Annotated in this window: 23 protein-coding genes; 12 read left to right on the top strand and 11 right to left on the bottom strand. The window is 37.0% G+C overall.

All coding sequences use genetic code 11. From position 1 onward, the window contains the following. Positions 1-1,086: 1,086 nt before the first annotated feature. The 6 genes from ACFIK7_RS00225 to parA all read right to left on the bottom strand — a co-directional run bounded on the left by ACFIK7_RS00225 (position 1,087) and on the right by parA (position 5,031). Positions 1,087-1,233, bottom strand: a complete 147-nt coding sequence (locus tag ACFIK7_RS00225; protein WP_273790973.1) for a hypothetical protein — start codon at positions 1,231-1,233, stop codon at positions 1,087-1,089. Positions 1,234-2,117: 884 nt separating this feature from the next. Beyond that, positions 2,118-2,336 (bottom strand): EexN family lipoprotein, encoded by a 219-nt coding sequence (locus ACFIK7_RS00230; protein WP_375662722.1) that lies wholly within the window; start codon positions 2,334-2,336, stop codon positions 2,118-2,120. A 3-nt stretch (positions 2,337-2,339) separates the two neighbouring features. Further along, positions 2,340-2,609, bottom strand: coding sequence for an EexN family lipoprotein (locus ACFIK7_RS00235; protein ID WP_375662723.1), 270 nt, complete (start codon positions 2,607-2,609; stop codon positions 2,340-2,342). A 186-nt stretch (positions 2,610-2,795) separates the two neighbouring features. After that, a complete protein-coding gene (locus ACFIK7_RS00240) occupies positions 2,796-3,083 on the bottom strand; it encodes an EexN family lipoprotein (protein WP_273790970.1) in 288 nt (95 codons plus the stop codon). A 1,091-nt stretch (positions 3,084-4,174) separates the two neighbouring features. Further along, entirely contained in the window at positions 4,175-4,405 is a 231-nt protein-coding gene (locus ACFIK7_RS00245) for a plasmid partition protein ParG (RefSeq protein ID WP_273790969.1), read from the bottom strand. After that, positions 4,402-5,031, bottom strand: a complete 630-nt coding sequence (gene parA, locus ACFIK7_RS00250; protein WP_273790968.1) for a ParA family partition ATPase — start codon at positions 5,029-5,031, stop codon at positions 4,402-4,404. Before parA ends, ACFIK7_RS00245 begins: the two co-directional genes overlap by 4 nt. 993 nt (positions 5,032-6,024) lie before the next feature. Between parA and ACFIK7_RS00255 the strand changes: the two genes are divergently transcribed. Next, positions 6,025-6,354 carry a TIGR01244 family sulfur transferase gene (locus tag ACFIK7_RS00255; RefSeq protein ID WP_375610590.1) on the top strand — a complete coding sequence of 110 codons (330 nt, stop codon included), beginning with the start codon at positions 6,025-6,027 and terminating at the stop codon, positions 6,352-6,354. 655 nt (positions 6,355-7,009) lie between these two features. Here the strand turns inward: ACFIK7_RS00255 and ACFIK7_RS00260 are convergent. The 3 genes from ACFIK7_RS00260 to ACFIK7_RS00270 form a co-directional block, all read right to left on the bottom strand. Then, complete coding sequence (locus ACFIK7_RS00260; protein WP_375662724.1) at positions 7,010-7,150, bottom strand: hypothetical protein; 141 nt, start codon at positions 7,148-7,150, stop codon at positions 7,010-7,012. A gap of 1,328 nt (positions 7,151-8,478) precedes the next feature. After that, complete coding sequence (locus ACFIK7_RS00265) at positions 8,479-9,480, bottom strand: bifunctional riboflavin kinase/FAD synthetase (RefSeq protein ID WP_273790966.1); 1,002 nt, start codon at positions 9,478-9,480, stop codon at positions 8,479-8,481. Then, the gene (locus ACFIK7_RS00270; RefSeq protein ID WP_375660101.1) at positions 9,480-10,325 is read right to left on the bottom strand and encodes a TIGR01459 family HAD-type hydrolase; all 846 of its coding nucleotides are present in this window, start codon (positions 10,323-10,325) and stop codon (positions 9,480-9,482) included. Before ACFIK7_RS00270 ends, ACFIK7_RS00265 begins: the two co-directional genes overlap by 1 nt. Before the next feature lie 1,181 nt (positions 10,326-11,506). On the opposite strand from ACFIK7_RS00270, the gene ACFIK7_RS00275 reads away from it, so the two are divergent. Then, positions 11,507-11,866, top strand: a complete 360-nt coding sequence (locus tag ACFIK7_RS00275; RefSeq protein WP_375637740.1) for a helix-turn-helix domain-containing protein — start codon at positions 11,507-11,509, stop codon at positions 11,864-11,866. Between the two features lie 1,112 nt (positions 11,867-12,978). Here the strand turns inward: ACFIK7_RS00275 and ACFIK7_RS00280 are convergent. Together ACFIK7_RS00280 and ACFIK7_RS00285 are read right to left on the bottom strand one after the other, a co-directional pair. Then, positions 12,979-13,080 carry a hypothetical protein gene (locus ACFIK7_RS00280; RefSeq protein ID WP_375662725.1) on the bottom strand — a complete coding sequence of 34 codons (102 nt, stop codon included), beginning with the start codon at positions 13,078-13,080 and terminating at the stop codon, positions 12,979-12,981. A gap of 1,080 nt (positions 13,081-14,160) precedes the next feature. Beyond that, positions 14,161-14,886, bottom strand: a complete 726-nt coding sequence (locus tag ACFIK7_RS00285; RefSeq protein ID WP_375654523.1) for a hypothetical protein — start codon at positions 14,884-14,886, stop codon at positions 14,161-14,163. Positions 14,887-15,284: 398 nt separating this feature from the next. Here ACFIK7_RS00285 and ACFIK7_RS00290 point away from each other — a divergent pair, with 398 nt between their 5' ends. The 10 genes from ACFIK7_RS00290 to virB11 all read left to right on the top strand — a co-directional run bounded on the left by ACFIK7_RS00290 (position 15,285) and on the right by virB11 (position 24,003). Continuing rightward, entirely contained in the window at positions 15,285-15,605 is a 321-nt protein-coding gene (locus ACFIK7_RS00290) for a TrbC/VirB2 family protein (RefSeq protein ID WP_273790962.1), read from the top strand. Then, positions 15,606-15,914, top strand: a complete 309-nt coding sequence (locus ACFIK7_RS00295) for a type IV secretion system protein VirB3 (RefSeq protein ID WP_212112790.1) — start codon at positions 15,606-15,608, stop codon at positions 15,912-15,914. 22 nt (positions 15,915-15,936) lie between these two features. Continuing rightward, complete coding sequence (locus ACFIK7_RS00300; RefSeq protein ID WP_375637760.1) at positions 15,937-18,291, top strand: VirB4 family type IV secretion/conjugal transfer ATPase; 2,355 nt, start codon at positions 15,937-15,939, stop codon at positions 18,289-18,291. Next, positions 18,288-18,773, top strand: a complete 486-nt coding sequence (locus ACFIK7_RS00305; RefSeq protein ID WP_375660914.1) for a type IV secretion system protein VirB5 — start codon at positions 18,288-18,290, stop codon at positions 18,771-18,773. Before ACFIK7_RS00300 ends, ACFIK7_RS00305 begins: the two co-directional genes overlap by 4 nt. Then, positions 18,760-19,737, top strand: coding sequence for a type IV secretion system protein (locus ACFIK7_RS00310; protein ID WP_273790982.1), 978 nt, complete (start codon positions 18,760-18,762; stop codon positions 19,735-19,737). The genes ACFIK7_RS00305 and ACFIK7_RS00310 overlap by 14 nt, the downstream gene beginning before the upstream one ends. Positions 19,738-19,947: 210 nt before the next feature. Then, a complete protein-coding gene (locus ACFIK7_RS00315) occupies positions 19,948-20,262 on the top strand; it encodes a type IV secretion system protein VirB7 (protein ID WP_273790959.1) in 315 nt (104 codons plus the stop codon). Then, positions 20,216-20,920 (top strand): virB8 family protein, encoded by a 705-nt coding sequence (locus ACFIK7_RS00320; protein ID WP_273790958.1) that lies wholly within the window; start codon positions 20,216-20,218, stop codon positions 20,918-20,920. The genes ACFIK7_RS00315 and ACFIK7_RS00320 overlap by 47 nt, the downstream gene beginning before the upstream one ends. Then, entirely contained in the window at positions 20,917-21,783 is an 867-nt protein-coding gene (virB9, locus tag ACFIK7_RS00325) for a P-type conjugative transfer protein VirB9 (protein ID WP_375660912.1), read from the top strand. The genes ACFIK7_RS00320 and virB9 overlap by 4 nt, the downstream gene beginning before the upstream one ends. Further along, positions 21,776-22,936 (top strand): type IV secretion system protein VirB10, encoded by a 1,161-nt coding sequence (virB10, locus tag ACFIK7_RS00330; RefSeq protein WP_375631334.1) that lies wholly within the window; start codon positions 21,776-21,778, stop codon positions 22,934-22,936. The genes virB9 and virB10 overlap by 8 nt, the downstream gene beginning before the upstream one ends. Further along, positions 22,933-24,003, top strand: a complete 1,071-nt coding sequence (gene virB11, locus ACFIK7_RS00335) for a P-type DNA transfer ATPase VirB11 (protein WP_273790955.1) — start codon at positions 22,933-22,935, stop codon at positions 24,001-24,003. Before virB10 ends, virB11 begins: the two co-directional genes overlap by 4 nt. The last annotated feature ends 36 nt before the right edge of the window (positions 24,004-24,039 follow it).

Consider the following 24,039-nt stretch of genomic DNA (forward strand, 5'->3'; position numbering starts at 1 on the left):
AATGTCATCGTAAAATGTCTGTCGTGTGCGTTGAGAGATGTTTCTTTAAAACAAGTACATAAATATGCAATACTAATATACAACATAAGTATATTTCGTTTGGAACGTTCTTTACTTTTGTGTAAAACATGCCCCATTAGAACAGCATTAACCAATCTTGCTATGAGATAAACGATCAAAAAACATTTTTGTCTTCCTCCGCTCACTTTAAAGGACCAAGATCTTAACTCCATCTGCTCTGTACGCAGTCCGAATTTTTGTCAAACGATCTTCTCTTGACTTCCACTCTTGTGATTCACTTAAACGAAAGGCTCAACAAATAAACCTACGAATATTCATCGCACACTAAAAAATACTTAAACGTTCCAAGAAAACTTATATGCCTTATATTACCGTTATAAATGACAGTGCTTTATAGCATAACAGGAAAAAAAAGTTTCCAGCAACACAAAACTTACAAAAGCAATCAATAGTCCTTTTAAAGCTTTCTTTTTTAGGATTCACAATACTCCCACTCCTTAAGCTTTTATAAAAAAGGAACGATTTTAAGCTTGCCGAATATATTGTAGCAGCATATATTACAGATATGTAACATATTGTTATTCATAAAATCACCTCAAAAAGAACAGAAAGAGGTTTTTATGGCTGATCTCGTAAAAGCCGCTATGCTTTACTCAACCTTGATTATCACCATCAATGCTTTTGTTGTTATTTTAGTTCTCGTAATAGAAATATACTAAGCATACTCTCTTGGCTTATTGTAATTTGCGCAAATAAGCATCTTAATTTCACATAAGATCAAAGAAAAATTTTAATTCTACAGATAAACCACACACCCAATTTCAAACATCACTTGCAACTATTTGAGTGTAAACTCTGCTTTTTGTATGCATTTTTAACCATCAGTGTCCGTCTTTTCACGCTATCTTGAATCTCAACTTCATTCCCACCTTAAAAAACGAAATTTTCTACCAGATCCGATCTGTAAATACTTTGTCTCCATTATTGAGTAAGCTCCTCTTGCTTCCCCCCTTCAGGGCATATCACAATTTTAAAGGATAATATTTCATGAAGCTTATAATAAATCTATTGAAAACCATCTTTACCCTTATGAGAAAATAAACCAGCAGCATCACACACTTTTCCAGCCCCAAATGTTGCAACAATCTTTAGCACTTGAGATCGTTCATAAGAGGCATTTTTACTTCTTTCTTCAACAGTTTTTATCCACACGGCTCCCCATGCTTGTAACGTGCAAGCAGATGGTTTTAATTGATTCAACCTAGAACAGATTTGGAATAAGAGAATCTTACTATATTCGAGATCCTTATTCAGTATAAAATAATTAAATTATTTTTATAAATAAAAGTGTTATTCAAAAAAAATATTCATCACGCACTCGAGAACAAAAAACACCTCATACGTAAAGTTTTATATGAGCTCCACCGCTCAACATGATAATATTACGACACAATCAAGATAAAAAAATAACAAGGGAAACCCTTGCAAACTCAGAAAAGAGAAGGGAAAAATAAAAAGGTGTGGAAGGCGCTCAATTCCTCACAAATCCGGCAAAACCGTCCTAGCAAAACTGCCTCACATCTTAACTAATGTTATAATATTCTCAAATCAAAAGCAATTTTTTAAAATAGTTTGAGAAAAACATTTGAGTATGAAACGATAATAATTACATTTAGAATGTTTTTCTCTTTATTAAAACAGAGAAAAGTAATTTCCAAACAAATGTTTCCTCCCAATTTTTCCGAAATTAGCCGCAACACTTAAAGACGATCTTAGTGTGATGAAACATTTATTTGTGATAAAGGCAAAAAAACACCCCAAAGATAGATTTAATCTCATATTTTAAATACATGTAACCAAAACATTAAAAAATTAGCAGTAACACGTAACAACTCATTGAGAGGAAATACTATCTACAATTGAAAGCACTTTTGGGCTGAACAAATGACAGTATAGCATCCGTTTACACAAAGAGTACAGATCGTAAACGACTAATTCTTGAAGCCATAAAAAGACTCTCTAAAAGTTAGAGAGAGCCTAAAAAACGCAATAGAATCAAGAACTAAATAATTCCTTACTTATTGAACTGTATGTTTTTAATGAATGCCAAACATAAGTTCCATATATGCTTGTCTGGCATGTTGGCAATTTTTAGATTTCTCCATAGAAGATTGATCCAGCTTTTCACATTTTTTTGCCCACTCTTCGAGTAATGTTTTATCTTTCTTAAATTCCGCTACGCTGTAAGTTTTTTCGCAACCAGCAACGACAAGTCCAGTACAAACCAGCAATGCTGTAATAATGGCTTTATTCATGATTTAATTCCCTTCCTTTTTCTCTTCAGTTTTTTTCTCGTCATCATGTACAAAGCTCGAACCAGGCCAATCTCGGGCATGAACTTCACGATACGCTTTATCTGCGTTTTTACAATTTTGAGAATCTAAATCCCCTGATATCATGCATTTCATTGCCCATTGCTCGAGTAATTTTGGATCTTTCTTAAACTCTGCTACGCTATAAGTTTTTTCACAACCAGCAACGACAAGTCCAGTACAAAGCAGCAATGCTATAATAATGGCTTTATTCATCAATAAATTCCCCTTTTTCAAATTTACAAAGTTTAGGACACAATTTAGCACCCGATTAAAATTGTACATTCGGTTCATTGTGCATTTTCAAAAATTTTAAAATCCACTTCTGTGCGCGATTTTTCCCAATCTATGATGATAAATCGCGTACAAAGAAAAATACCGCTATCAATATATTTTTATGATTTAATTATTGTCCTGCTGTTTTTCAGTTTCATTCCCCTTTTTGCTACTTTCACGAAGTTCCTTTGCAAGATTTCTATAATGCTCTTGAAAAAGTTCCATATCGGCTTGCATGACATTTTGACAATTCTTGGTTGCAAAAGCAGAGGGGCCCATTTTATCGCATTTCTTTCCCCATTCTTGCATCAATTTTTTATCTTTCTTAAATTCTGCTACGCTATAAGTTTTTTCACAACCAGAAACGACAAGTCCCACGCAAAGCAGTAGCGCTGTTATAATGATCTTGTTCATGATTTAACCCCTCTCTTTGTTTTATATTTTATTAACAATATCTTTGGATTCACATCCCCTCCTATATTGTGACCTTGCGTCTAATTTTCCTTTGCAAATACGTACACTTCCAACGCAAACATGTTAAATCATGAAAACTGCTTTCATTTATCAGACTTGTATTTGTAACATTATCTGCACGGCAGCTCTTTGTATTTGAAGTGTTAAAACTTCAGCAAAAATTCTGATATCTTGACATTCTCAAAAAGCTTTTTAATCATTTCTTTTCCTTCAAGAACCTCTTGGTAACGAGAAGCAGCACGATATCTTACCCAAAATTCGTCATGCCTATATCCATTGCAAATTCCCTGCAAACGAAAAAATACACCTTTTAATCAACAGATTGCGCTCTTATCATTTCTAAACCACCGGAAAAGAAAGAAAGCTTTAAGTCCCCCCTGTACTTTTTAAAAGCCAATAGAAATGCTAAAAAAGCGATCTTATACATTCCAATTGAAGAAAAAAGCCTATTGCCTTGCGTATCATTACAACTGGCATTAACTATTTAAGACTATAAAATCATATAAATGTAAGAAATATTGTCTATAATATGCTCAATGACTTCTTTTGTTTATTAGGAAAACTTATAGCGCGTCAATATCAGTAAATTTTACTTATTTTTATCCCCCCCCCTTATAAACATGAATATAATTTAATAAAACGGATTGCTGCATAACAGAAAAAAATAATCAACGCTACTCTTAATTACATTATTTACGCATGTATTAAGTACAATAAACAAAAAAATAACCTGATGTTTAAAATCATTATCAAGATAATTTTTATGGAAGAATAAACTTATCTACTCATCTAGCGGATAAGATCACAAGTAGTATGATGATTATCACATTTATAGGGAAAAATTTGAAACGGAGAATTTTTCGCAAACTCATAGCTCTTTCATGCGATGATACAGAACCTTATGAGAAACAACTTGAATGAAGCAACCATCGTGAAAAAGGAAGAGCACTTTTATTATTAACTTCGTATAAAAACAATCGATATCATCTCTAGAAAAAGCACTCAAACCAACGAAATTATCGTATCATTTTTTACACTTTTCCGTATTTTTGTGAAAGCAATTCGCGGACCTCATCAGCTATTTTAGTTCCACGACTTGCACAACTGACCTTAATCAACCGATGCAAACTTTCTGGTATATCAATCGTGAGGCGCTTCATACCTCCACTCATGCTCCCTTTGTGGCTTCCTACCCATGCATCCGCTGTTAAAGGAATTGATTTATTCGTTGGTTTTGTGCCAATTTTAATTTTTTTATTCATCGCGCTAACTCCTTGATTTCGGCTGCAACCGCTTCAATCTCTGCTGCTGCTGGTCCTTGCTTATCAACTTCATAAACCGCCTTCCCCTGTGCTGCTGCTTCTGCAAAAATCACGCGCTGCGCAACGCTAGAAGAAAGAACATGCACAGGGTATATGCCAAGAGCTTCGTTCACATCACGCCCTATCGCTGTATTGACTATTTTACGATTAATAACAAAAGCAGATTTGAGATTTTCTTTATAAACACGTGCTTCGTCAATCAGCTTTACAATTCCATCCGCTGCCCAAATATCATAGGGACTAGGCAAAACAGGTATAAGCACCAAATCCGAAGCCATAAGAGCACTACGAGCAAGATCAGTTACACGCGGAGGACCATCGATAATAATATGATCATAACCATGACCAATCTGTGTAATCTCTTTGTGAACCGTTGCACGCGGTAAACCAATAACCGAAAACAAAGGTGCATCTTCACGCGCAGCAGCCCAATCCAATGCGCTTCCCTGTGGATCAACATCAATAAGCAATACCCGTGCACCGGTACGGGCAAAACTGGCCGCAAGATTAACACTCAACGTCGTTTTTCCGACACCTCCCTTTTGATTCAAAAGTCCAATAATCATTTATTACGCCTTTCAGCATTATCGTTTTTACGATTATACAGAAAGTAATAAAAGAAACAAGCATCCAATACGTGCAAAATAACCATTTCTCCTATTTTTAGGATAAATAACAATAGCCCGCAATTTTTTATAATATTCTTTTAGCATGAGCAAAAACATTATGAAGATGATATTCTTGAAAAGAACAAAATAAATTTAAAAGAGGCATGCTCTTCTTCCCCCTCCCTAAAACGAAGATTCTTAAATCCATGTCGATCTGTAAACAATGCGCTGTAAATGATCCAGCTTCTTATTTTGCGCCAGCCTTTTGGGCTTCTCCCTTCATGCAATCCACTTAATACAACTCTACAAACAAGCTCCACTCTGAATATACAACAAACTATAAGGAGAATTCATTGTTTTGCACGTTGAATGAGAGAGCCGAAATCAGGAAGATTCTCTCATTTCATGCCTCTTATATTAAATTAATCAAAATCATATCTCTTGTACGTACAAGCAGGGCTGGCGTGTGGGCAAGAACTGTACAAAAAAGGATTTAAAATGCTTCTTATGCAGAATCTCCAGTACCAAGAACTATTACAATATTGGGGGCTGGCAAATATAATAGGTGCCGACTTCCTTCTTCATAAGCGTAAAAAGGGTGGTGATCCATGAATTTTATACTCTTTGACGCTCGACAGAGTAAAATGGGCTTAAGAGAAATAAGGGTGCCTCTAGCAAGCGCGTAAACAAGCAACACAATGAAATGTCTATGTTTAGTAAACACTATAGATTATCCATAAAGACCAAACATCCGTCTTTCATAAATCGCATAACGAACATATTGCGGAGTGAGATATTTTGCATCTTATAGCTCATTTTTCCCAAATAGATTTTCTCGACAAAAAGAATATTTTTGTTAAGATGCCACTGAAAAACTTACCTTCATTATGTTCTTTCTATATACCAGACCAGAGGGTATCGTGAAGATCATGCAATTGGGAATAAACAAAAATGAATTTACAACAAATTGAACCTGATATTTTTATCAGCGCCCAACTTAGCATAGAAAATATCAAAACATTGGCACAAGCTGGTTTTAAAACAATTATCTGTAACCGCCCCGATCACGAAGAGCTCCATCAACCTGACTTTTCTAGCATTAAAACGGTCGCAAATGAATATGGCATAAAAGCCTATCACATTCCCATTTCTCCTCCAACTATAGAAAAGTCAGCTGTTGAAGCCATGCAAACAATTTTAAAAACAGCCTCTCTGCCTCTTCTTGCCTATTGTCATCACGGATCACGCTCGCTGCATCTTTATCGTTTAGCGCGTCTTTAAACAGAGGGTTCGCACACTTCCTCCTCGCCTTAAAAGACGAAAATTCTTAAATACACATCGATTTGTAAAAAACAATCTGTCAATAATCTTTGTCTTGCGCCTTTCCCTTGGCTTGCCACTTCATAAAACTCTACAAGCAAGCTTTGCTCCTCAATATACAACAAGCATGCACACCCGACGCCATAAAAATGCGTGAAAATTCATATGATGATCAAAGAAAATTATTTTCACCTCACTTTTTATCACTACTCCACCTTCTTTTTCTCTTCCTTTACCAATACGAGCTCATTCGTACGCCACAGACACCTAAAACGACAGTAAAACCACTAAGAAAACCCCATATTCCGAATAAAAGGCGTGCAGAGTATTTTATAAAAAAAGCCGTAAGCCATAATCTATGATTAACTACAACATATTGATTTATAACAATTAATTATTTTGCACGTTGAATGATAAATCCTAATACCGTAAGATTCTCTCAAGTCTATTTATAGTGAAGCAATCAAAAGCGTGTTTCTTGCATGTCACAAGCAGGAAGTGTTCGTGTGAAATAAAACGAGTTAAGAACAAACTCTCATAAACGCTCTCAAATAGCCTAGACTGTACAACACTAAAGGCTTGTCAATATAACGGATGGTGTCGGATTGCTCTTTTATTAGGCATAAAGATGATAGCGCTCAACGAAGCTTGAACGATACCATTCATGAGAGCCATCATGAAAATGAATATGGGAAGCGTTGAGAGATATTTCTTCAAAAGAAGCGCATAAATTAGCAAAACAAGGATATTCCAGCATTTTATTTTACCTGTGGGGCGTGATATCCTATTCAAAGAACAACAAAAGCCTGAAGCTGTTATTTTCATGATTTAAGAGATATTGCTCTGGACCCTTTTGAAAGTAGCAAAGCCGAATTTAAAAAAGACTGTCATCTGGACTGATTTTCCCCTTTATAACTTCATATTTTTTCCCAATAAGGCTGTAAACCGGTTTCAGAGATTACGCAAATGGATAATGCAATAGGGCTCTCCTCATCTAGCATACAAAAGCTGTAACAGTAGAGAGAGCATTAAAGCGCCTTAATCTTTGTCTCAAACATATTACTGCCATATTGCTGCGTTTGGGATCGCTAAAGAAAAAGTTTTATAAGAAAAACAATACGATAAAGTCACGAATAGACCGAACATAGATTGGAAAGATGTTCTAACTTTTATCCAATATTTCTATCAAAAAACAACAAAACATTATTGGCTTTGTGTTTTCATATCCTTACAAGACTGTCTTTCCTTTTCATTATAGGCGTTACATTTGTGAAAGACAAAGGAAATATATGGATAGTTTTTAACTTGAAAATCTGAAAGATTGACGTGTTACGACAACAAAATTGTGCCTTTATCCATCAAAAGCATTAGAAATTTTGAAACAAATACACCTGCTTTCTCGCAATGATTTCTTTTATCTACAATCAATCGCAGTCTCCTTAATATGCATTCCCCATCACAATATACAAGAGAAACGAAACTTAAAGCATTTTCCAGCAGCTTCATTCTCGTTTACGTGATTGGTTAGCACGAAAACTGCTGCTGAGCACTAAATCTTCTTCACAAGACTCGACAAACAAAACTTTTGTAAAAATATTCATTACATAATACAAAATATCACATGCGTAAGGTTACACGAACCAACTCTCATCATAAACGATGATACGGCATAAATGACATAATAAGCCAAATTAGAAAAAAGAAACAATAAACTTTTAAAATAAAAAAAGTCATCAATTAAATTTTATCAAACTATAAGCTTAAAATCGCAAGAGGTTTTAAAAACAGCCTTTCTCCTTCTTCACGTCTATTATTGCTAAATAGGCTGGTTGCTTATTCTTTACTGCATCTTTTATGATGAGTTTTAACGTATCAGAAAGAAACAAGCAGTAAAGTTTTGAATGACAACAAAAACCATAAAGTTAACTTTGAAAAAAATGATGCCAAAATCAGATCTTCAGATATTCGATTCTCCCTCTCAACAACGGAAAAAACATATATTCCACGATGTTTTGGAATATATGTTTGTGATTATAATCACTTTAAGTGCTATTTTTACAGCTCTTCTCTCTTTTTCAGATCAGTTTAGGACATATTTTTAAAAGTAAGCAGCCTATCCAACGTTGATAATGGTTGTACTGTCTTTAAAATTTCTTTTGCTTTTTTTTCATCACGATGCATTTGCGCAATCAAAGGTTCAAGCCCATCAAATTTTTCTTGTCCTCGCAAAAACTGGAAAAAAGAAACGGTACAGCTTTCCCCATAAAGGTCGTCGTTAAAGTCAAACAAATAGGTTTCCAAAAGGGGCGCACCATCTTTAACAACCGTTGGACGACAACCAAAGCTTGCAACACCATCATACAAAACACCGTTCGCACGACGCAAACGTACCGCATAAACACCATGAGCCAAACGAACTTGGGGAGGCAACATTTGATTAGCGGTAGGAAATCCCAAAAGACGTCCAAGTTTTTCACCTTGAATAATATTGGAGCGTATCCGATAGTGATACCCTAATAAATGGGCTGCTTTGTCCACTTCCCCTTGTGAGAGAAGTTGCCGAATAAAACTAGAAGAAATGATCAAAGGTTGTGAATCTTGAGAACGAGAAACGCAAGAAACTTGCACAACCTCAAATCCATATTTCTCTCCCCTTTGGCAAAGAAGATGTACATTTCCGCTTTTCTGATGACCAAATTGAAAATTTTCGCCTGTCACCACAACTGAAACATCAAAAACTTCCTTTAAAAACGACTTGATAAATTCGTCCGCTGAAAGAGCGGCAAACTGTGCATCAAACGGCTGTTCAATCACGCAGTCAAAGCCAAGGGTTTTAAAAATTTCAGCTTTTTCAGCTGCCTCTGTCAAACGATAGACAGGAGCTGAATGTTGAAAAAAACTTCTTGGATGGGGTTCAAAGGTTAAAACAACTGCTGGTTTCTTTTTTATACGGGCGAAATCAAGCGCTTTTTGCAACACCACCTGATGTCCGCAATGAACACCATCAAAATTTCCAAGTGCCAACACTGCTCCCCGCCAAGCCGAGGGAAACATATGAATTCCCTGAAGACGCAAAAAATTAGTCATTACTGAAGTGCCCACATGATTGCTTGTGGTTTATAACCATGACGTTCAAGAAAAGAATGCAAAGCTTGCTTATCAACCACACCATTTTGCGTATAATCATAATGATGAATCCCCCCCATAATATAAAGGGCATCAAGACCAAAATGAGCCGCCCCCTTAATATCCGTTAAAAGACCATCACCAATAGCTAAAACTTGACTTTTTTCTACTGTTCCCCGTATTTTTTGAAGTTTTTCAAAGGCACATTCATAAATAGGCGCGTGAGGTTTTCCAGCAATGCGCACCTCCCCCCCTAATTGTTGATAAAGACGAGCCAATGCACCAGCGCACCAAAATTCTTTATTTCCATAATGGACAATCACATCTGGGTTCGCACAAATAAAAGGTAAATTCCGCGACCGCATGCGACGAAACATCTCCTCATAAGCAGAGGGTTCTTCGTCAAAATCCTCAAGAAAACCGCTACAGACGACAACAGAAGCCTCCCATTCTTCAACAAATTCACACTCTAACCCTTCAAACAGCACCAAATCATGCTGTGGACCAATGAAAAAAACTTTACGCGGAGCAGTCAGAATAAGATCGCGCGTTACATCCCCTGAAGTGATAATGGCATCATAATAGTCGCTATGAACATTCATACTTTGTAATTGAGCAGCAACATCTTCCCGTAGCCGAGGAGAATTGGTCAATAAAATGACAGTTTTTCCCATTTGTCGGATTTTATACAACGCCTTCAACGCTGGTTCAAATGCATGTACACCGTTATGCACAACACCCCACACATCACAAAAAACAGCATCATAATGCGCTATAATAGTCTCAATATGGGTAACTTCATTCATGGTGCACCTATCTCTATTTGTCATTTAAAGCTGTCTTTTACTTCAAAATTACTTACCGAAAGATAATACTTGTGTCATCTGCTTTCTCAAACCATATCCCAACTTTTTATCGTCTATAGAGATCATAAGAAATGATAAAATAACTAAGTTATCATTAAGTTGTGCAAAATTCTAAAATGCTTGATAGCAAAAGCTTATCATTCCCCAATGCTCATTTTTCTCATAAAAATTTTAATTCTAACAACAACGACGTTGGTAGAGTTTTTTATCTAAAATACTCAAATTCTTCACTGAGAAAATAAACGTATCCCCCTCTTAAAAACATGCATCATGAGAAAACCCAATATATTTTCTCATTTCAAATCCGTTTATATTGAATCAATCAAAACTATTGACTTACACATTATAAACGGAGAGCCTACAGATAAAAACACGTAAAGAAAGAAAAAATAGCTCTTATGCTCCCTTTCAAAGGCAAAAACTGTCGTAATATTTTGAACTGGCCGAGAGTATATGCCGTCCGAGCATCTTTTTTTCAATATAGCTTTTATCCCATTCATAGAGGCTTTTACGCTATATACTTTACGAAGCGCCATTGTAAAATAGACGCTAACATTGAGAAATATCTTCTAAAACAAACATGTGAATATACAACAATCAGATCTATAATGTTTTGAGTTTATTTTGCATGAGGGCTCTTTACTCATAAAAGCTTTCCCCTATCATCATGATATCTCAGACGCATCAAAACAAGCCATTTTGGTTATTGGTTAAGAGCAACACCGTAAGCGGTGCCTTGAGCTTAAAAACCAAGGTTTACCTTCGTAAAATGCATATCTGATGTCATGCGTTTAGTAAGCAAACCTTAAAAGTTTGAAAGGCAAACAACCTCTCATTTGGAAAAATCTGTCCGTCTCAAGAAAAACTATTTTTATTGCCAATCTCCTAAAATTACTTTATGAGTCAGAAAGTGTCTTGGTCGCATACGCAACGACCAATAGGGATTAAAAGCCTGAAAACTCAAACATGAATTGACCCCGCTTTGCGGATATCTCGGAATTCCGAGAGATTTTGCTATGTCCAAGTGCTTCTCAGCACTAAAAGCAAAATGCTGATTTGAGTTCAGTACTTTTAACTCCCGGAATACTCATGCGAGGGCGCTCGCAACCGGTGGGGGGAAAATGCAAGCTCCAAATCTTAATATTGATCTTTTTGTAGGCAAAAAGATTCGCTTTAGGCGAAAAATGCTAAAAATGTCTCAAAAAACATTAGGGCATTATTTAGGTGTCACTTTCCAACAAATCCAAAAGTATGAAAAAAGCTTAAATCGCGTGAGCGCAGGGCGTTTAAAGGAAATTTCCGATATTTTGAATGTTCCACTTGCCTTTTTTTACACTGATATCATCAAAAAAGACAACACCCCGTACCATTATGATGAAATCGCCTCGAGCAAAGAGGAATATTTGCTTTTAAAAAGTTTTAGAGTCCTCACATCTGTCAAGCAGAAAGCGATTTTAAACTTAATTTGTGATCAAAATTAAAACGCTTTAAAAGCATAGCTATAGGGTACTACACGCCCTATTCTTGGCTTTCTCCCCACACCTTCAAAGGATGCAACCCCCTTCTTAAACCGGTTGATGAATAATCCGCCTTCTCAAAAATAGCTCCTTCTCAGATTCCCATTTCATATGGTTCCTTTCACAAAATTATACAAGCAAGCCCTCCCTTGAATATTCATCACACTCTCTCATCAAAACACCCCATGTATAAAGTCTTATGTCTTATATCACCACACCCGCAAACGATAGCGTTTTACAGTACAACAGAATAAGCATTTATCCGTATTTAAAGGGGCTACCTTTTCGCTATGGACGCTCTCTTTATTTTAGATGATGTGCATTAATATACCTGCTATAAAGACTTAGTATCTGTTATAAAGTTTTAAAGGCATATTTTTCCTCTAAAATCTCAATGCTACAGCAACTCTATCATAAGGCAACATGTTGATTTATAATGAGTGTTCATTATTTTACATGTTAAATGAGAATCCAGAATATCGTAAGATTCTTTCATTTCAAATCTGTTCCATGTTGAATCAACCAAAACTATATCTCTAGCAGGTTACAAGTGGGAAGAGGCGTATGGATAAAAACTATTATGTAAGAATTAAAAATGGCTCTTATGAACCTTCTCAATTACCAAGAGCTGTAAGCAACACCCACAAGCTGACAAACTGTGTCATGGTGCAAGGCTTACTCCGTTATGAAGCGTAAAGATGGGGGGCTCAATGGATTTACCCTTATACCCTTTACGAACAGCGTCGCAAAATAGGCTTGGATACCTTGAGAGATATTTCTATAAGACAATGTATCTAGTTCTCTCATGATCATAATCCTCAATCTGATAAAGTTGAAACAAACAATAGGATTGCGAATATGATTTAGGGAGCTCATCTGAAAGATGAAAAATGATAAAAAATTCCGCTATAACAATTGAAGAAGCGAGCATTCGTTGAGCCGTAACTTCTTTATTTTAGAATTTTTATATCACACTTTACTGTTGAGATGCATGACCACTGTCTGTAACATCAAGCTTTGGCGAGAAAAACATTTCAGTATCTGCTTGTAAGACATTTTGACAGTTTTTAGATTCCTTAACAGCTTGTCCTGAAAAAAAAACACTTCATTCCCCATTCTTCTTTTAATTTTGCATCTTTTTTAAAATCTTCTACGCTATAGTTTTTTTCACACCCCACGACGAATAATAGAGCCGTGCATAATAAAATAATTTTTTTTCATTTTATCCCTCTTTAAATATCTTATCTGTTAATATCATCCCCCCAAATGAGGGTTGAATTTTCACACTGTATGAGAATACAGCCTCACTATCACTGACTTGCTTTCAAAGTGAACACTCTGAGTAAAATAACGCAAAGAAGAGCTCACAATAGCTATCATATGAGTTTGTCATAAAATACAATGAGAAGGAAAGAGCCCAAACTAAACACAAATGACGAAATTAGAAGGCGCATTAATGCTTTTGTCCAACTGATTTCAAATAGTTACATTGCAATAGGAATCGCCCCTAGCCCTATAGAAAGCCTATGAGCATTATAATACTTAAGTCTCACGATCAATGGGTGACAAAGCCATAACAAAAAAGTATGAGCTCTTTTTACCTATTTGTATGTTGATTATTGTTCCCCCATCGAATGCTTAAATAGAAACGTTTTATGGTACATAGAAAACAATCAACAAGGCAAATCATTTTTACGAAGATTTCTTCGTGTAGAGTCTACTTGAAATCCATCCATCTTTTAGAAATCTGAATTTAGAAGCAGATAATTATGAAAGTTTTTCAAGGAATGCAACAGATTGATCACTTTTAAAGAAGTAAAAAACGTGATCCAATCCTGAAGATAAAATTCTGATGAAGAAAACTTTTGCTAGGAATTCTTTTAAGGCATTGTAAAATATTCTATCAGTTATATCAAACGTTATCCCATTTTGGGGGCTGTTCATTTTTTACTTTTTCAACTTCGCTCTAGAAATCCGTTTCTTGAGCGTTTTTTATCGTCTCACTTTCTCCTTCAAACACAAATACTCAAAAATGCTTTGCCACCAACAATGAAGTTTTCCTGCTTGTATAAAACACATAAGTAAAAATAGAAGAGCGATTTTGAGAGCAAACCTCCCTGAAAAAGGAAGTATCATCCATTTACTTCATAAACGAAAATAATCTCACGGTTTATTCAAATTTGCTCTATGGTTTGGTACAATTTTATTGATAAAGCTTTCTCTATAAAGATTTAAGTAAATATGTTCGTTAAAACCAATCACGGACTTGCAAAGGGGTTGTAAGATCCATTATCTCTCCGCCATTTTAAAGGTTCAGTGAAATCACTTGACCAAAGACCAATCTTGTTGCCACGTGCTTTTTCTTCCGCATGATGATACTGGGCTGGAATAGGATTTTTTCCCTCTTTTGAGAGTACCAACATACCTTCTGTAAGACCTGCCTCAGCTAAATCAACCCCTTGAACAAAACATTGCGCATAATAAACACCATTGTGCATCAAAGCCTGTTTACAGGATAAATCCTGCCCAAGTGTTTTGGTGACAAGCCAAGCCATTGTAACCACACCACAGGGCCATTCTTGATCATTTAATCTTGCTTTTTGACGGGGTGCACATGTGTCTACACCATAAAGATGAATATCACGGATGATATGTGATCGCCAAGATTGTGCAGAAGGCGTCAGTAATTTAAATGTAACCCCACTTGTAACAGAGGCCTTACCATGAAAAACAACAGCATTATTTGCAACATCGTTTAATGAAACACTCTTCTGCAAATCGAGAGCTGATTCATTTTTTTCTAATTGCTGTTTGGTGATAGATTTACCCAACTTTTTTTCTTCTCGATAGAGATCGACAATATCTTGTATATCTTGCGTCTCAAATGTTTTAAGAATGCTGAAATCCATTTTATCTTTATATTGGCTTAATCCCCACACTATGGAACCCATAATGTAAACAATAACAATCAATTTAAATAGCATTTCTTAACACGCTCGCTCAAAAAATTCATTGTTTTTCTATCCTTTCACATTATTTATCAGCAATCCCCTTGTTTTTAAAGAAAAAATTCAAATATCTGTGTTGCATATTAACTACACTTTGTAAAGAATAATATTCCTTCTTGCATTGTTTTAATATTGTTGTTTTTACAAACGAGTACAACTTAAAATTGCCATTTTCATGTAGCACAATCTCAATTTGAAAAGACTTCTGTCTCTTTAAGAAGAAGAGCTTGAGAGTGAACAGATCCACGATCAAGGCTTTTAAAACAAACAAACGAGGAGAATTAAACTGTCATCAAATGACAACACTCTCCAGTTTGTTAGAGGCAATGGAATGTCGACATATGAACAAATATTATTTGTTAAAGAGAGGTAAAATGACAGATAATAGATTCCAAAACATCATTTTTATCGTGACCATGCTGCTTTTTACGGCAGTTTTTGTATCTGATCTTTCTTATGCTGCTCCTGCTGCTAGTGGAGGTGGTTTCGGGAATCTTGATGGTGTTTTAGGCAACATTGTCGCAATGATGACGGGTGCAACGGCAAAGCTTATTGCAATTATATGTGTTGCTGCTGTGGGGATTGGTTGGATGTACGGCTTTATTGACTTACGCAAAGCAGCTTACTGTGTTCTGGGGATTGCTATTGTTTTTGGTGCCCCTGCTCTCGTTGGTAAATTAGCGGGCACAACATAAATGAACGAAGATACTCTTTTCCTTGCCTGTACGCGCCCAGCCATGTTTGCTGGTGTTACAATGGAAGCGATGGCGCTTAATGTCATGGCGACATCCATTCTTTTCATTTTGACCAGTGATTTTACCATGTTTGGTCTTGGGATTGGGATGCACTTTATTTTGCGAGAAGTGACAAAGTATGATCACAACCAATTTCGCGTATTATTTGCATGGCTCAATACCCGAGGAAAACAAAAAAACCTCAACAGATGGGGAGGAGGTTCGACCTCCCCTTTACGCCTTATCCGCACTTATAAGGAACTAAGCTGAAGGAACGAAGCCGGTGAAACAGATGTCAATAATGAAACGGGAAACTTTGCCTGAAGAATATATTCCCTATATACGCTACATCAACCAACATGTCGTTGCTTTAAATTCACGTTGTTTAATGGTTGTGTTGGCTGTTGAGGGTATAAATTTTGACACTGCGGATATTGATCAATTAAATTCTTTACACAACCAATTAAACACCCTTTTAAAAAATATCGCAGACGAACGGCTTGCTTTATATTCTCACATCATCCGCCGCCGTGAAACGATATACCCAGAAGGTCATTTTCTTTCATCTTTTGCAACAACATTAGATGAAAAATATAAAAAGAAAATGGTTTCACAAGAACTGTATAGAAATGATTTGTTTATTTCACTGCTTTGGAATCCGGCAGCGGATAAAACAGAAAAGCTGGTTTCATTTTTTCAGCGCTTGAGCAAAGCGAAGAAAACACAATCTGAACCCGATGAGGAAGCTATTCGTAAACTCGAAGAGTTAAGTCAAGATCTTATGCAAGGTTTGGAAGAATATGAAGTCCGTCTGCTATCAATCTATGAACATGAAGGACTTTTATTTTCCGAACAAAGTGAATTTCTCCACCAGCTGGTAGGGGGAAGACGTGAGCGTATTCCTCTCACATTTGGAACTATTGCTTCAACAATTTACTCGGATCGTGTTATTTTTGGGAAAGAAATTATCGAAATTCGCCATGAAAGCAATGAACGCTTTGTGGGCATGTTTGGATGGAAAGAGTATCCTTCTAAAACACGCCCAGGTATGACTGATGGTCTGCTTACGGTGCCATTTGAATTCATTTTAACACAATCCTTTGTCTTTAAAAGTAAGGCAGCCGCCAGTGCGATTATGAGCCGCAAACAAAATCAAATGATCAATGCAGCTGATCGTGCTAGCTCACAAATCGATGCACTAGATGAAGCGCTAGATGATTTAGAATCAAACCGTTTTGTTTTGGGAGAACACCACATTTCTTTAGCTGTTTTTGCTGATCATCCCAAAATATTGTCTGAAAACTTATCAAAAGCACGTTCCCATTTAACCAATGGAGGAGCGGTGATTGCCAGAGAAGATTTAGGATTGGAAGCAGCATGGTGGGCACAGCTTCCTGGAAACTTTAGCTATCGGGCGCGTTCAGGCGCCATTACTAGCAGAAACTTTGCCGCTTTATCGCCTTTCCATTCTTTTCCCGTTGGCAAACTGAACGATAATGTTTGGGGAGCTGCTGTCGCATTGCTAAAAACACAGGCTGGTTCACCTTACTATTTTAATTTTCATTATGGCGATCTTGGAAACACGTTTGTTTGTGGTCCATCGGGATCCGGTAAAACAGTGATTGTTAATTTTCTTCTTGCACAATTACAAAAACACAATCCAACAATGGTTTTTTTTGATAAAGATCAAGGAGCAGAGATTTTTGTACGGGCTGGAGGAGGGAAATACAAACCTTTAAAAAACGGGCAGCCCACGGGTATTGCTCCCTTAAAGGGCATGGAATACACCGAAAAAAATAAAATCTTTCTTCGTAATTGGATCTTAAAGCTGGTAAGCGCTGAAGGGCAAATCGTAACAGAAGAAGAGCGACAAGATATCGCCAAAGCTATTGATTCCTTAGAAAACTTACCCCCAACCCAGCGCTCTCTTGGTGCACTTCAACTGTTTTTTGACAACACATCCAAAGAAGGGATTGCCATACGGCTGCAACGCTGGATTAGAGGCAATGATTTAGGATGGGTTTTTGATAATGATCAAGATGATCTCAATTTAAATGCGCAATTCATTGGATATGACATGACCGATTTCTTAGACAATGAAGAAATTCGGCGTCCCTTAATGATGTATCTCTTTCACCGCATTCTTGATTTGATTGATGGGCGGCGCATCATTATTGTCGTTGATGAATTCTGGAAAGCTTTGGAAGATGATTCATTCAAAGCTTTTGCTCAAGATCGGCTAAAAACAATCCGTAAACAAAATGGCATGATGCTCTTTGCAACACAAAGCCCTAAAGACGCTTTGAACTCAACAATCGCGCACACAATTATTGAGCAGTGCCCCACTCAAATATTTTTTCCAAATCAAAAAGCAAATTATAATGATTATGTCGAAGCTTTCAAACTTACTGAGCGTGAATTTGAACTGATACAGTCAGAATTAAGCAGAGAATCCCGTCGTTTTCTCGTCAAACAGGGGCAAAGTTCCGTTGTTGCAGAACTTAACTTACGTGGAATGAATGATGAGATCGCCGTTTTAAGCGGCACAACAAAAAACATTGAACTCATGAATGAAATTATCAACGAATATGGAGCTGACCCTGACAAATGGCTGCCCATATTTTATCAAAGGAGAAAAAATCAATGAAAAAATATGGCTTAGTTACACTGTTATCTTTTTCTTTTATTTCTCATGCAATATCACAAACGACACCCGATGCGGAGGAATATTATAAACAAGCACTCGAGAACACACAAAAATTAGATGCTGCAAAATCAGAAACAGCTGAAACCATTTATAAGACTGCAACAGATACTGCAAAAAAAATTAAAGAAATAAGTAATCAACTTGAAAATATTAAATCAAAACCAGACACAAAACCCGAAGAATTGCAAACCCTTCGACAAGAGATTCAAGTAAAGCTTTCTCTTCTTCAAGCAGATCTTCAAGTAAGTTCTTTAAAACTTCAGTCTCTCGATATGATTCAAGCAAGAGATACGAAAACAAAAGATGAATTACGTGAAGAAAAGGAACAACAAAAGCATAAACATCTTGAGGCACAATTAAAAGAAAAAGAAAAACAATTAAAAGAAAAACTTGAAAGTACGAATACAAATGTCAGACTTTAGTTTTTCTCCCTTTGAAAGCGTTTCTGGGTATATTTTAAAACCCTTAGATAATGTGATGGACACAACGGTGAGTGGGCTATCTTCTGCTATTTCAGCGCCCTTAAATCTCGCTGCAATCATTTTTATCTTTCTTTATGGCTATAATGTTATGACAGGTCGCGTTGCGCTTTCCATGCATAGTCTTCTCAATAATGTTGTTAAAATCGTTGTTGTTACAACAATGGCAACGAATGCGGATACATTTAATACTTACGTCAAGGATATTTTCTTCAAAGATTTATCCAACGCTATTGGGAATGCGCTTAACAGCAATCCTGCAAGCTCCAATGTTTTTGATTATATTTTGTTAAAGGCAAGTTCGCGCTATCAAGAAGTCTTATACAATGCTTGGTTTTTTGAAAAGATCATTGTGGGTCTTCTTGGTTCTATCATGCTTCTCGCGGTTATTCTTTTTTGTATAGGTGGTTTTATTGTGCAAATGTTTGCACAAGTTGCACTCGTCATGATTATAGGTCTTGGTCCTCTATTCATTAGTTTGTATTTGTTCAATGCAACGCGAAAATACTCCGATGCATGGATTACAACTTTGATCAATTTTACCATTTTACAAGTTCTCGTGATCATGCTTGGAACCATTATATGTCAAGTTATCCTACAGGTTCTCAAAGTTTCATATGAATCAATCTATGTTCTTTTCCCCCCTGTCATCGTCATTTCGATCATAGGGGTTATTATCTTCCGTGCGCTTCCCGGTATTGCAACAGCGCTGGCCTCTGGCGGACCATACTTTAACACTGCTGTCTCTTCAGGAGGACAGGTTTTCACAATGCTTGCCAATAGTGCAAGAGCGAGTGGGAATGCAATAAAAAGTGCCACTTTACAAATCTCAGGAGCTGCCGGTAAAGGTGCGGCAGGTGCGGCGGCAAAAGCAGGAAGATCCGGAGGTGGTCGTGGTCGATTTTAAGATAAAGCACCTCTTTAAAAGAATAAGCATTTTTGTTTTTGCCTTGCGTGCGCCCTTTGGCGCACGCACCATGATCTTTTTCCATGAAAGATCTAGCATCTTGGGTCTTACAACAAAACCAATCAAAATCTTGCATCATATAAATTTGTAAAAATGTTCAGAATAAAGGCTCTCATGCATTGTATTCCAAGATATTTGTGAGTTCAAAAAATGAAACGAAAAATAACTTTTGTTATGGTCCTAACAATCGCTCTTACTGGTTGTGCCTCTTTGAGTGGCCCTAAAAAACCACCACGCTGTAATGGCAAACATACACGTGCTTTAAATAAAGATAAGTGGAATTGGGACAATAAAAACGTTGTCCACTCAGAAAAGAGCGTAAAGCCTGTTACCACTCCCATCATTCTCAATACTTTGGAAAGTGAAAAGGTAACAGCCAATTTGGCACTCAATTCAGCTTTATTAAAGCCGGTTATTCATGAAGCACGATCTGATAAAAAAGTGGAGGTTATGCGTGAAAAGTGATGCCCTTGAAGAATATATAAAAGAAGCGCGCTCATTTGACATTGATCGCATGCATAGCATGCGCGTGCGGATGAAAATTTCCATGGCTTTAACAGTGCTTTTGGGATTGATGACGATTGCGCTGGCTTTAGCTGTCGCAGCTTTGACGCCTTTGAAAACAGTAGAGCCTTTTGTTATCCGCGTTGATAACTCAACAGGCATTATTGATACTGTAAGCGCCCTAAAAGAATCCCCTAACGACTATGATGAAGCGATAACGCGTTATTTTGCCAGCCAATATGTTCGTGCTCGTGAAGGTTTTCAAGCATCCGAAGCAGAAAACAATTTTCGCTTAGTTTCTCTTTTATCTTCTCCAAAAGAACAAAACCGTTTTGCAAAATGGTACGCGGGCAATAATCCAGAAAGTCCGCAAAATATTTATCATAACATGATTGCTACGGTCACAATCAAATCAATCTCTTTTATAAGCAAAGATCTTATCCAAGTTCGTTACTATAAAACGATCAGAGACTTTAATGAAAAAGAAAATATTTCCCATTGGATTTCAATCTTAAATTTTTCCTACGTGAACGCACACATTTCAACGTCTGATCGTCTTATCAACCCTCTTGGTTTTCAAGTATCGGAATATAGATCTGATCCAGAGGTGATAAAATGATCAGACTTTTACAAACAATCTCTTTAATTTTTACGATCACTCTCAGCTTTCACACAGTTCTCTCACTTGCAGAAACAGCGCCTGTCAGTGCACGTAAAGATAACCGCATCAGATTTGTCAATTATGACCCCTACAACGTCGTACAAATCATTGGCTCCATTCGCTCTTCGGTTCAACTAGAATTTGCCGTTGATGAAGAAGTAACCTATGTAGGAATTGGAAATTCGGTTGCTTGGCAAGTTGCTCCGGCTGGACACTTTGTTTTTCTCAAACCACGTGAAGTCCAACCTGTGACCAATTTACAAATTGTCACAAGCCGCCAAGATGGAACACAACGCTCTTATCAATTCGAGCTACAAGTCCGTGAAGGTGATGTTTCAGCCGGCAATGAGACGTATTTCTTGGTAAAGTTTCGTTACCCAGAAGATGAAGCATTACGTAAGAAATTAGCCGAAGCAGAAAAAGAAAAACAACGTGAAGAAAACTTTGTCAATGATATTTTAAATATCCATGAAGATTTTGGACCACGCAATTGGGCTTATGAAGCCCAAGGCTCTTCCCTTATTGAACCCGCTTCTGTCTATGATAATGGGAAAACAACAACCTTTATCTTTTTAGGCAACATTGAAATCCCTGCCATTTACATTGTATCGCCTGATGGGCAAGAAGCGCTTATTCCCAAATCGATTAAAGGCAACAAAGTTATTGTTCATGCAACAGGTGCACAATTCACGTTACGACGTGGGAATGAAGTATTGTGCATCTTTAATAAAAGGTTCGTACCAGAAGGAATTAATCCTGAAACAGGTACGACATCACCATCTGTACAACGTAAAATGAACCTAGGAAGCAGCCATGAATAACACCGTGGATGAAAAAAGCATTAATGATCGCGATACAATAAAAAATGCTCAAGGGAAAAGTCAACAGAACAATGTGGGGAAAGCTATTGCTCTTATTATTCTTTTCAGTGTCTGTCTTTATTTAGCCTATTCAACACTTGTTACAGACAAAAAACAACCAATTGAATCTTCAAAAGAAGGAAACGTTATAAAACAAACAGAGCTTTTTCGCCCTGCAAAGCCTACCCCTCCCCCCTTTGAACAGCCTCAACGAAATAACGCTCTATTACCAAAAGTCGAGCTACCAACACCAAACATCAATCAATTAAATTCTGATAACTCACTGCTGGAAGCAGCACAACGTGCTCCTGTATTAGCTTATGCAAGTACACAACAAGGCAAAATAAATTCACAAACAAATAATGGTGTTTTGCCTCACCAACTTGAAAGCAAACCTGATGAAATAACACAACGTTTTAATCATCTTCTTAAACCTACAGTGCTTGAAGGTATTCGTGCTTCAACCCTTGGCAATCGAAACTACATCATCGCGATGGGAACGTCTATCCCTTGTATTTTAGAAACAGCCATAAACAGTGATCAACAAGGTTTTGCCAGTTGTATTGTTTCCAGAGATATCTTATCAGACAATGGTCGTGTTGTCCTTCTTGATAAAGGCACCCAAATTGTTGGTGAATATCGCGCCGGATTGAAAAAAGGCCAAACACGTCTCTTTGTACTATGGAATAGAGCAAAAACCCCCAATGGTATCATTATATCCTTAGCTTCACCGGCAACGGATGCTTTAGGGCGTTCTGGTATGGATGGAGATATTGATAACCATTGGCTTGAGAGGATTGGGTCTGCGCTTCTTGTATCACTAATAAAAGATGTAACACACTATGCCAATAAACGTTTATCAAAAAAACAGGAAAAAGAAGAAACTGAAACAGTCTCTTCAGGACAAAACATCGCAAACATTCTCGTAGAAAATTACGCCAATATTCCTCCAACATTATCCAAAAACCAAGGGGAAATGGTGAATATCTTTGTTGCCCGCGATTTAGATTTTTCCAGCGTTTATAAATTGAAAGTCATCGAAAACAAAAAACAGATTATCAATCGAGCTGTTTCAAGAAACTTTTACAAAAATTCGGCGGTAACTTTAGAATGAACTCAAACTTACATACCATGAGCGATGAAACCGTTGCGATTGTTCTCACAAAACTTGAACCCATCAGTACTTTTTTGAAAGATGATAGTCTCTTTGAAATTGTTATCAATCGTCCCTATCAAGTAATGACTGAAGGGTTTGATGGATGGAAAACAATAGAAGCTCCGGCTCTCTCTTTTAATGAGCTTATGGGGATTGCGAAAGTTGTCGCATCCTATTCCAAGCAAAACATATCGGACAAAAACCCAATATTATCTGCAACGCTACCAGGCAATGAGCGTATTCAAATTGTCATTCCGCCCGCTGTCGAAAAAGACACGATTAGTATGACAATTCGTAAACCGTCATCGCAGAGTTTTTCTCTCGAAGAGCTCGCAAATAAGGGCCTCTTCTCGCTATGTGAACGGGTATCTTTCACGCCCTTGCATGACTATCATTCTCGTTTTAACGAACTCAAAATCATCGAGCATAACTTAGCTCATGCCTACTGTAATAAAGACTTTGTCTCCTTTTTAAATCAAGCTGTAGAATGCCAAAAAAATATTTTAATTGCGGGAAAAACCGGTTCGGGTAAAACAACATTATCAAAAGCATTAATCGCAAAAATCCCTCAAGAAGAGCGTATTATCACCATCGAAGACACACAAGAATTGGTGATACCACACCCTAACCATGTCTCAATGTTCTATTCAAAAGATGGACAAGGCTTAGCCTCCGTTGGCCCCAAAGAGTTGCTTGAATCATCTTTACGGATGCGTCCTGATCGTATTCTTTTGCAAGAACTTCGAGATGGTACAGCCTTTTATTATATCCGCAATGTCAATTCAGGTCATCCAGGCTCCATTACAACGGTTCATGCCTCAACAGCCCTTGCAGCCTTTGAGCAGATGACCCTTTTGGTCAAAGAAAGTGAAGGCGGTGGTGATTTAGAGCGTGATGATATTCGAGGACTGTTGATTTCAATGATTGATATCATCATCCAATGCAAACGGATTGAAGGAAAATTTAAAGTCACAGAAATTTATTACGATCCCTTCAAACAACGAAACATCTTTGGAGGGGACTAAAGGAAGATCACACCGGCTGCCAAAGGCTCTTTTAAA

Origin of the sequence: Bartonella sp. CL266QHHD (assembly GCF_042195355.1) — a bacterium.
Lineage (GTDB): Bacteria > Pseudomonadota > Alphaproteobacteria > Rhizobiales > Rhizobiaceae > Bartonella.

Coding starts and splice junctions, on each gene's coding strand:
- ACFIK7_RS00230 (WP_375662722.1), bottom strand. CDS start 2,336: ATGAATAAAGCCATTATTACAGCATTGCTGGTTTGTACTGGACTTGTC.
- ACFIK7_RS00235 (WP_375662723.1), bottom strand. CDS start 2,609: ATGAATAAAGCCATTATTATAGCATTGCTGCTTTGTACTGGACTTGTC.
- ACFIK7_RS00240 (WP_273790970.1), bottom strand. CDS start 3,083: ATGAACAAGATCATTATAACAGCGCTACTGCTTTGCGTGGGACTTGTC.
- ACFIK7_RS00245 (WP_273790969.1), bottom strand. CDS start 4,405: ATGAATAAAAAAATTAAAATTGGCACAAAACCAACGAATAAATCAATT.
- parA (WP_273790968.1), bottom strand. CDS start 5,031: ATGATTATTGGACTTTTGAATCAAAAGGGAGGTGTCGGAAAAACGACG.
- ACFIK7_RS00255 (WP_375610590.1), top strand. CDS start 6,025: ATGAATTTACAACAAATTGAACCTGATATTTTTATCAGCGCCCAACTT.
- ACFIK7_RS00260 (WP_375662724.1), bottom strand. CDS start 7,150: ATGCTGGAATATCCTTGTTTTGCTAATTTATGCGCTTCTTTTGAAGAA.
- ACFIK7_RS00265 (WP_273790966.1), bottom strand. CDS start 9,480: ATGACTAATTTTTTGCGTCTTCAGGGAATTCATATGTTTCCCTCGGCT.
- ACFIK7_RS00270 (WP_375660101.1), bottom strand. CDS start 10,325: ATGAATGAAGTTACCCATATTGAGACTATTATAGCGCATTATGATGCT.
- ACFIK7_RS00275 (WP_375637740.1), top strand. CDS start 11,507: ATGCAAGCTCCAAATCTTAATATTGATCTTTTTGTAGGCAAAAAGATT.
- ACFIK7_RS00285 (WP_375654523.1), bottom strand. CDS start 14,886: ATGCTATTTAAATTGATTGTTATTGTTTACATTATGGGTTCCATAGTG.
- ACFIK7_RS00290 (WP_273790962.1), top strand. CDS start 15,285: ATGACAGATAATAGATTCCAAAACATCATTTTTATCGTGACCATGCTG.
- ACFIK7_RS00295 (WP_212112790.1), top strand. CDS start 15,606: ATGAACGAAGATACTCTTTTCCTTGCCTGTACGCGCCCAGCCATGTTT.
- ACFIK7_RS00300 (WP_375637760.1), top strand. CDS start 15,937: ATGTCAATAATGAAACGGGAAACTTTGCCTGAAGAATATATTCCCTAT.
- ACFIK7_RS00305 (WP_375660914.1), top strand. CDS start 18,288: ATGAAAAAATATGGCTTAGTTACACTGTTATCTTTTTCTTTTATTTCT.
- ACFIK7_RS00310 (WP_273790982.1), top strand. CDS start 18,760: ATGTCAGACTTTAGTTTTTCTCCCTTTGAAAGCGTTTCTGGGTATATT.
- ACFIK7_RS00315 (WP_273790959.1), top strand. CDS start 19,948: ATGAAACGAAAAATAACTTTTGTTATGGTCCTAACAATCGCTCTTACT.
- ACFIK7_RS00320 (WP_273790958.1), top strand. CDS start 20,216: ATGAAGCACGATCTGATAAAAAAGTGGAGGTTATGCGTGAAAAGTGAT.
- virB9 (WP_375660912.1), top strand. CDS start 20,917: ATGATCAGACTTTTACAAACAATCTCTTTAATTTTTACGATCACTCTC.
- virB10 (WP_375631334.1), top strand. CDS start 21,776: ATGAATAACACCGTGGATGAAAAAAGCATTAATGATCGCGATACAATA.
- virB11 (WP_273790955.1), top strand. CDS start 22,933: ATGAACTCAAACTTACATACCATGAGCGATGAAACCGTTGCGATTGTT.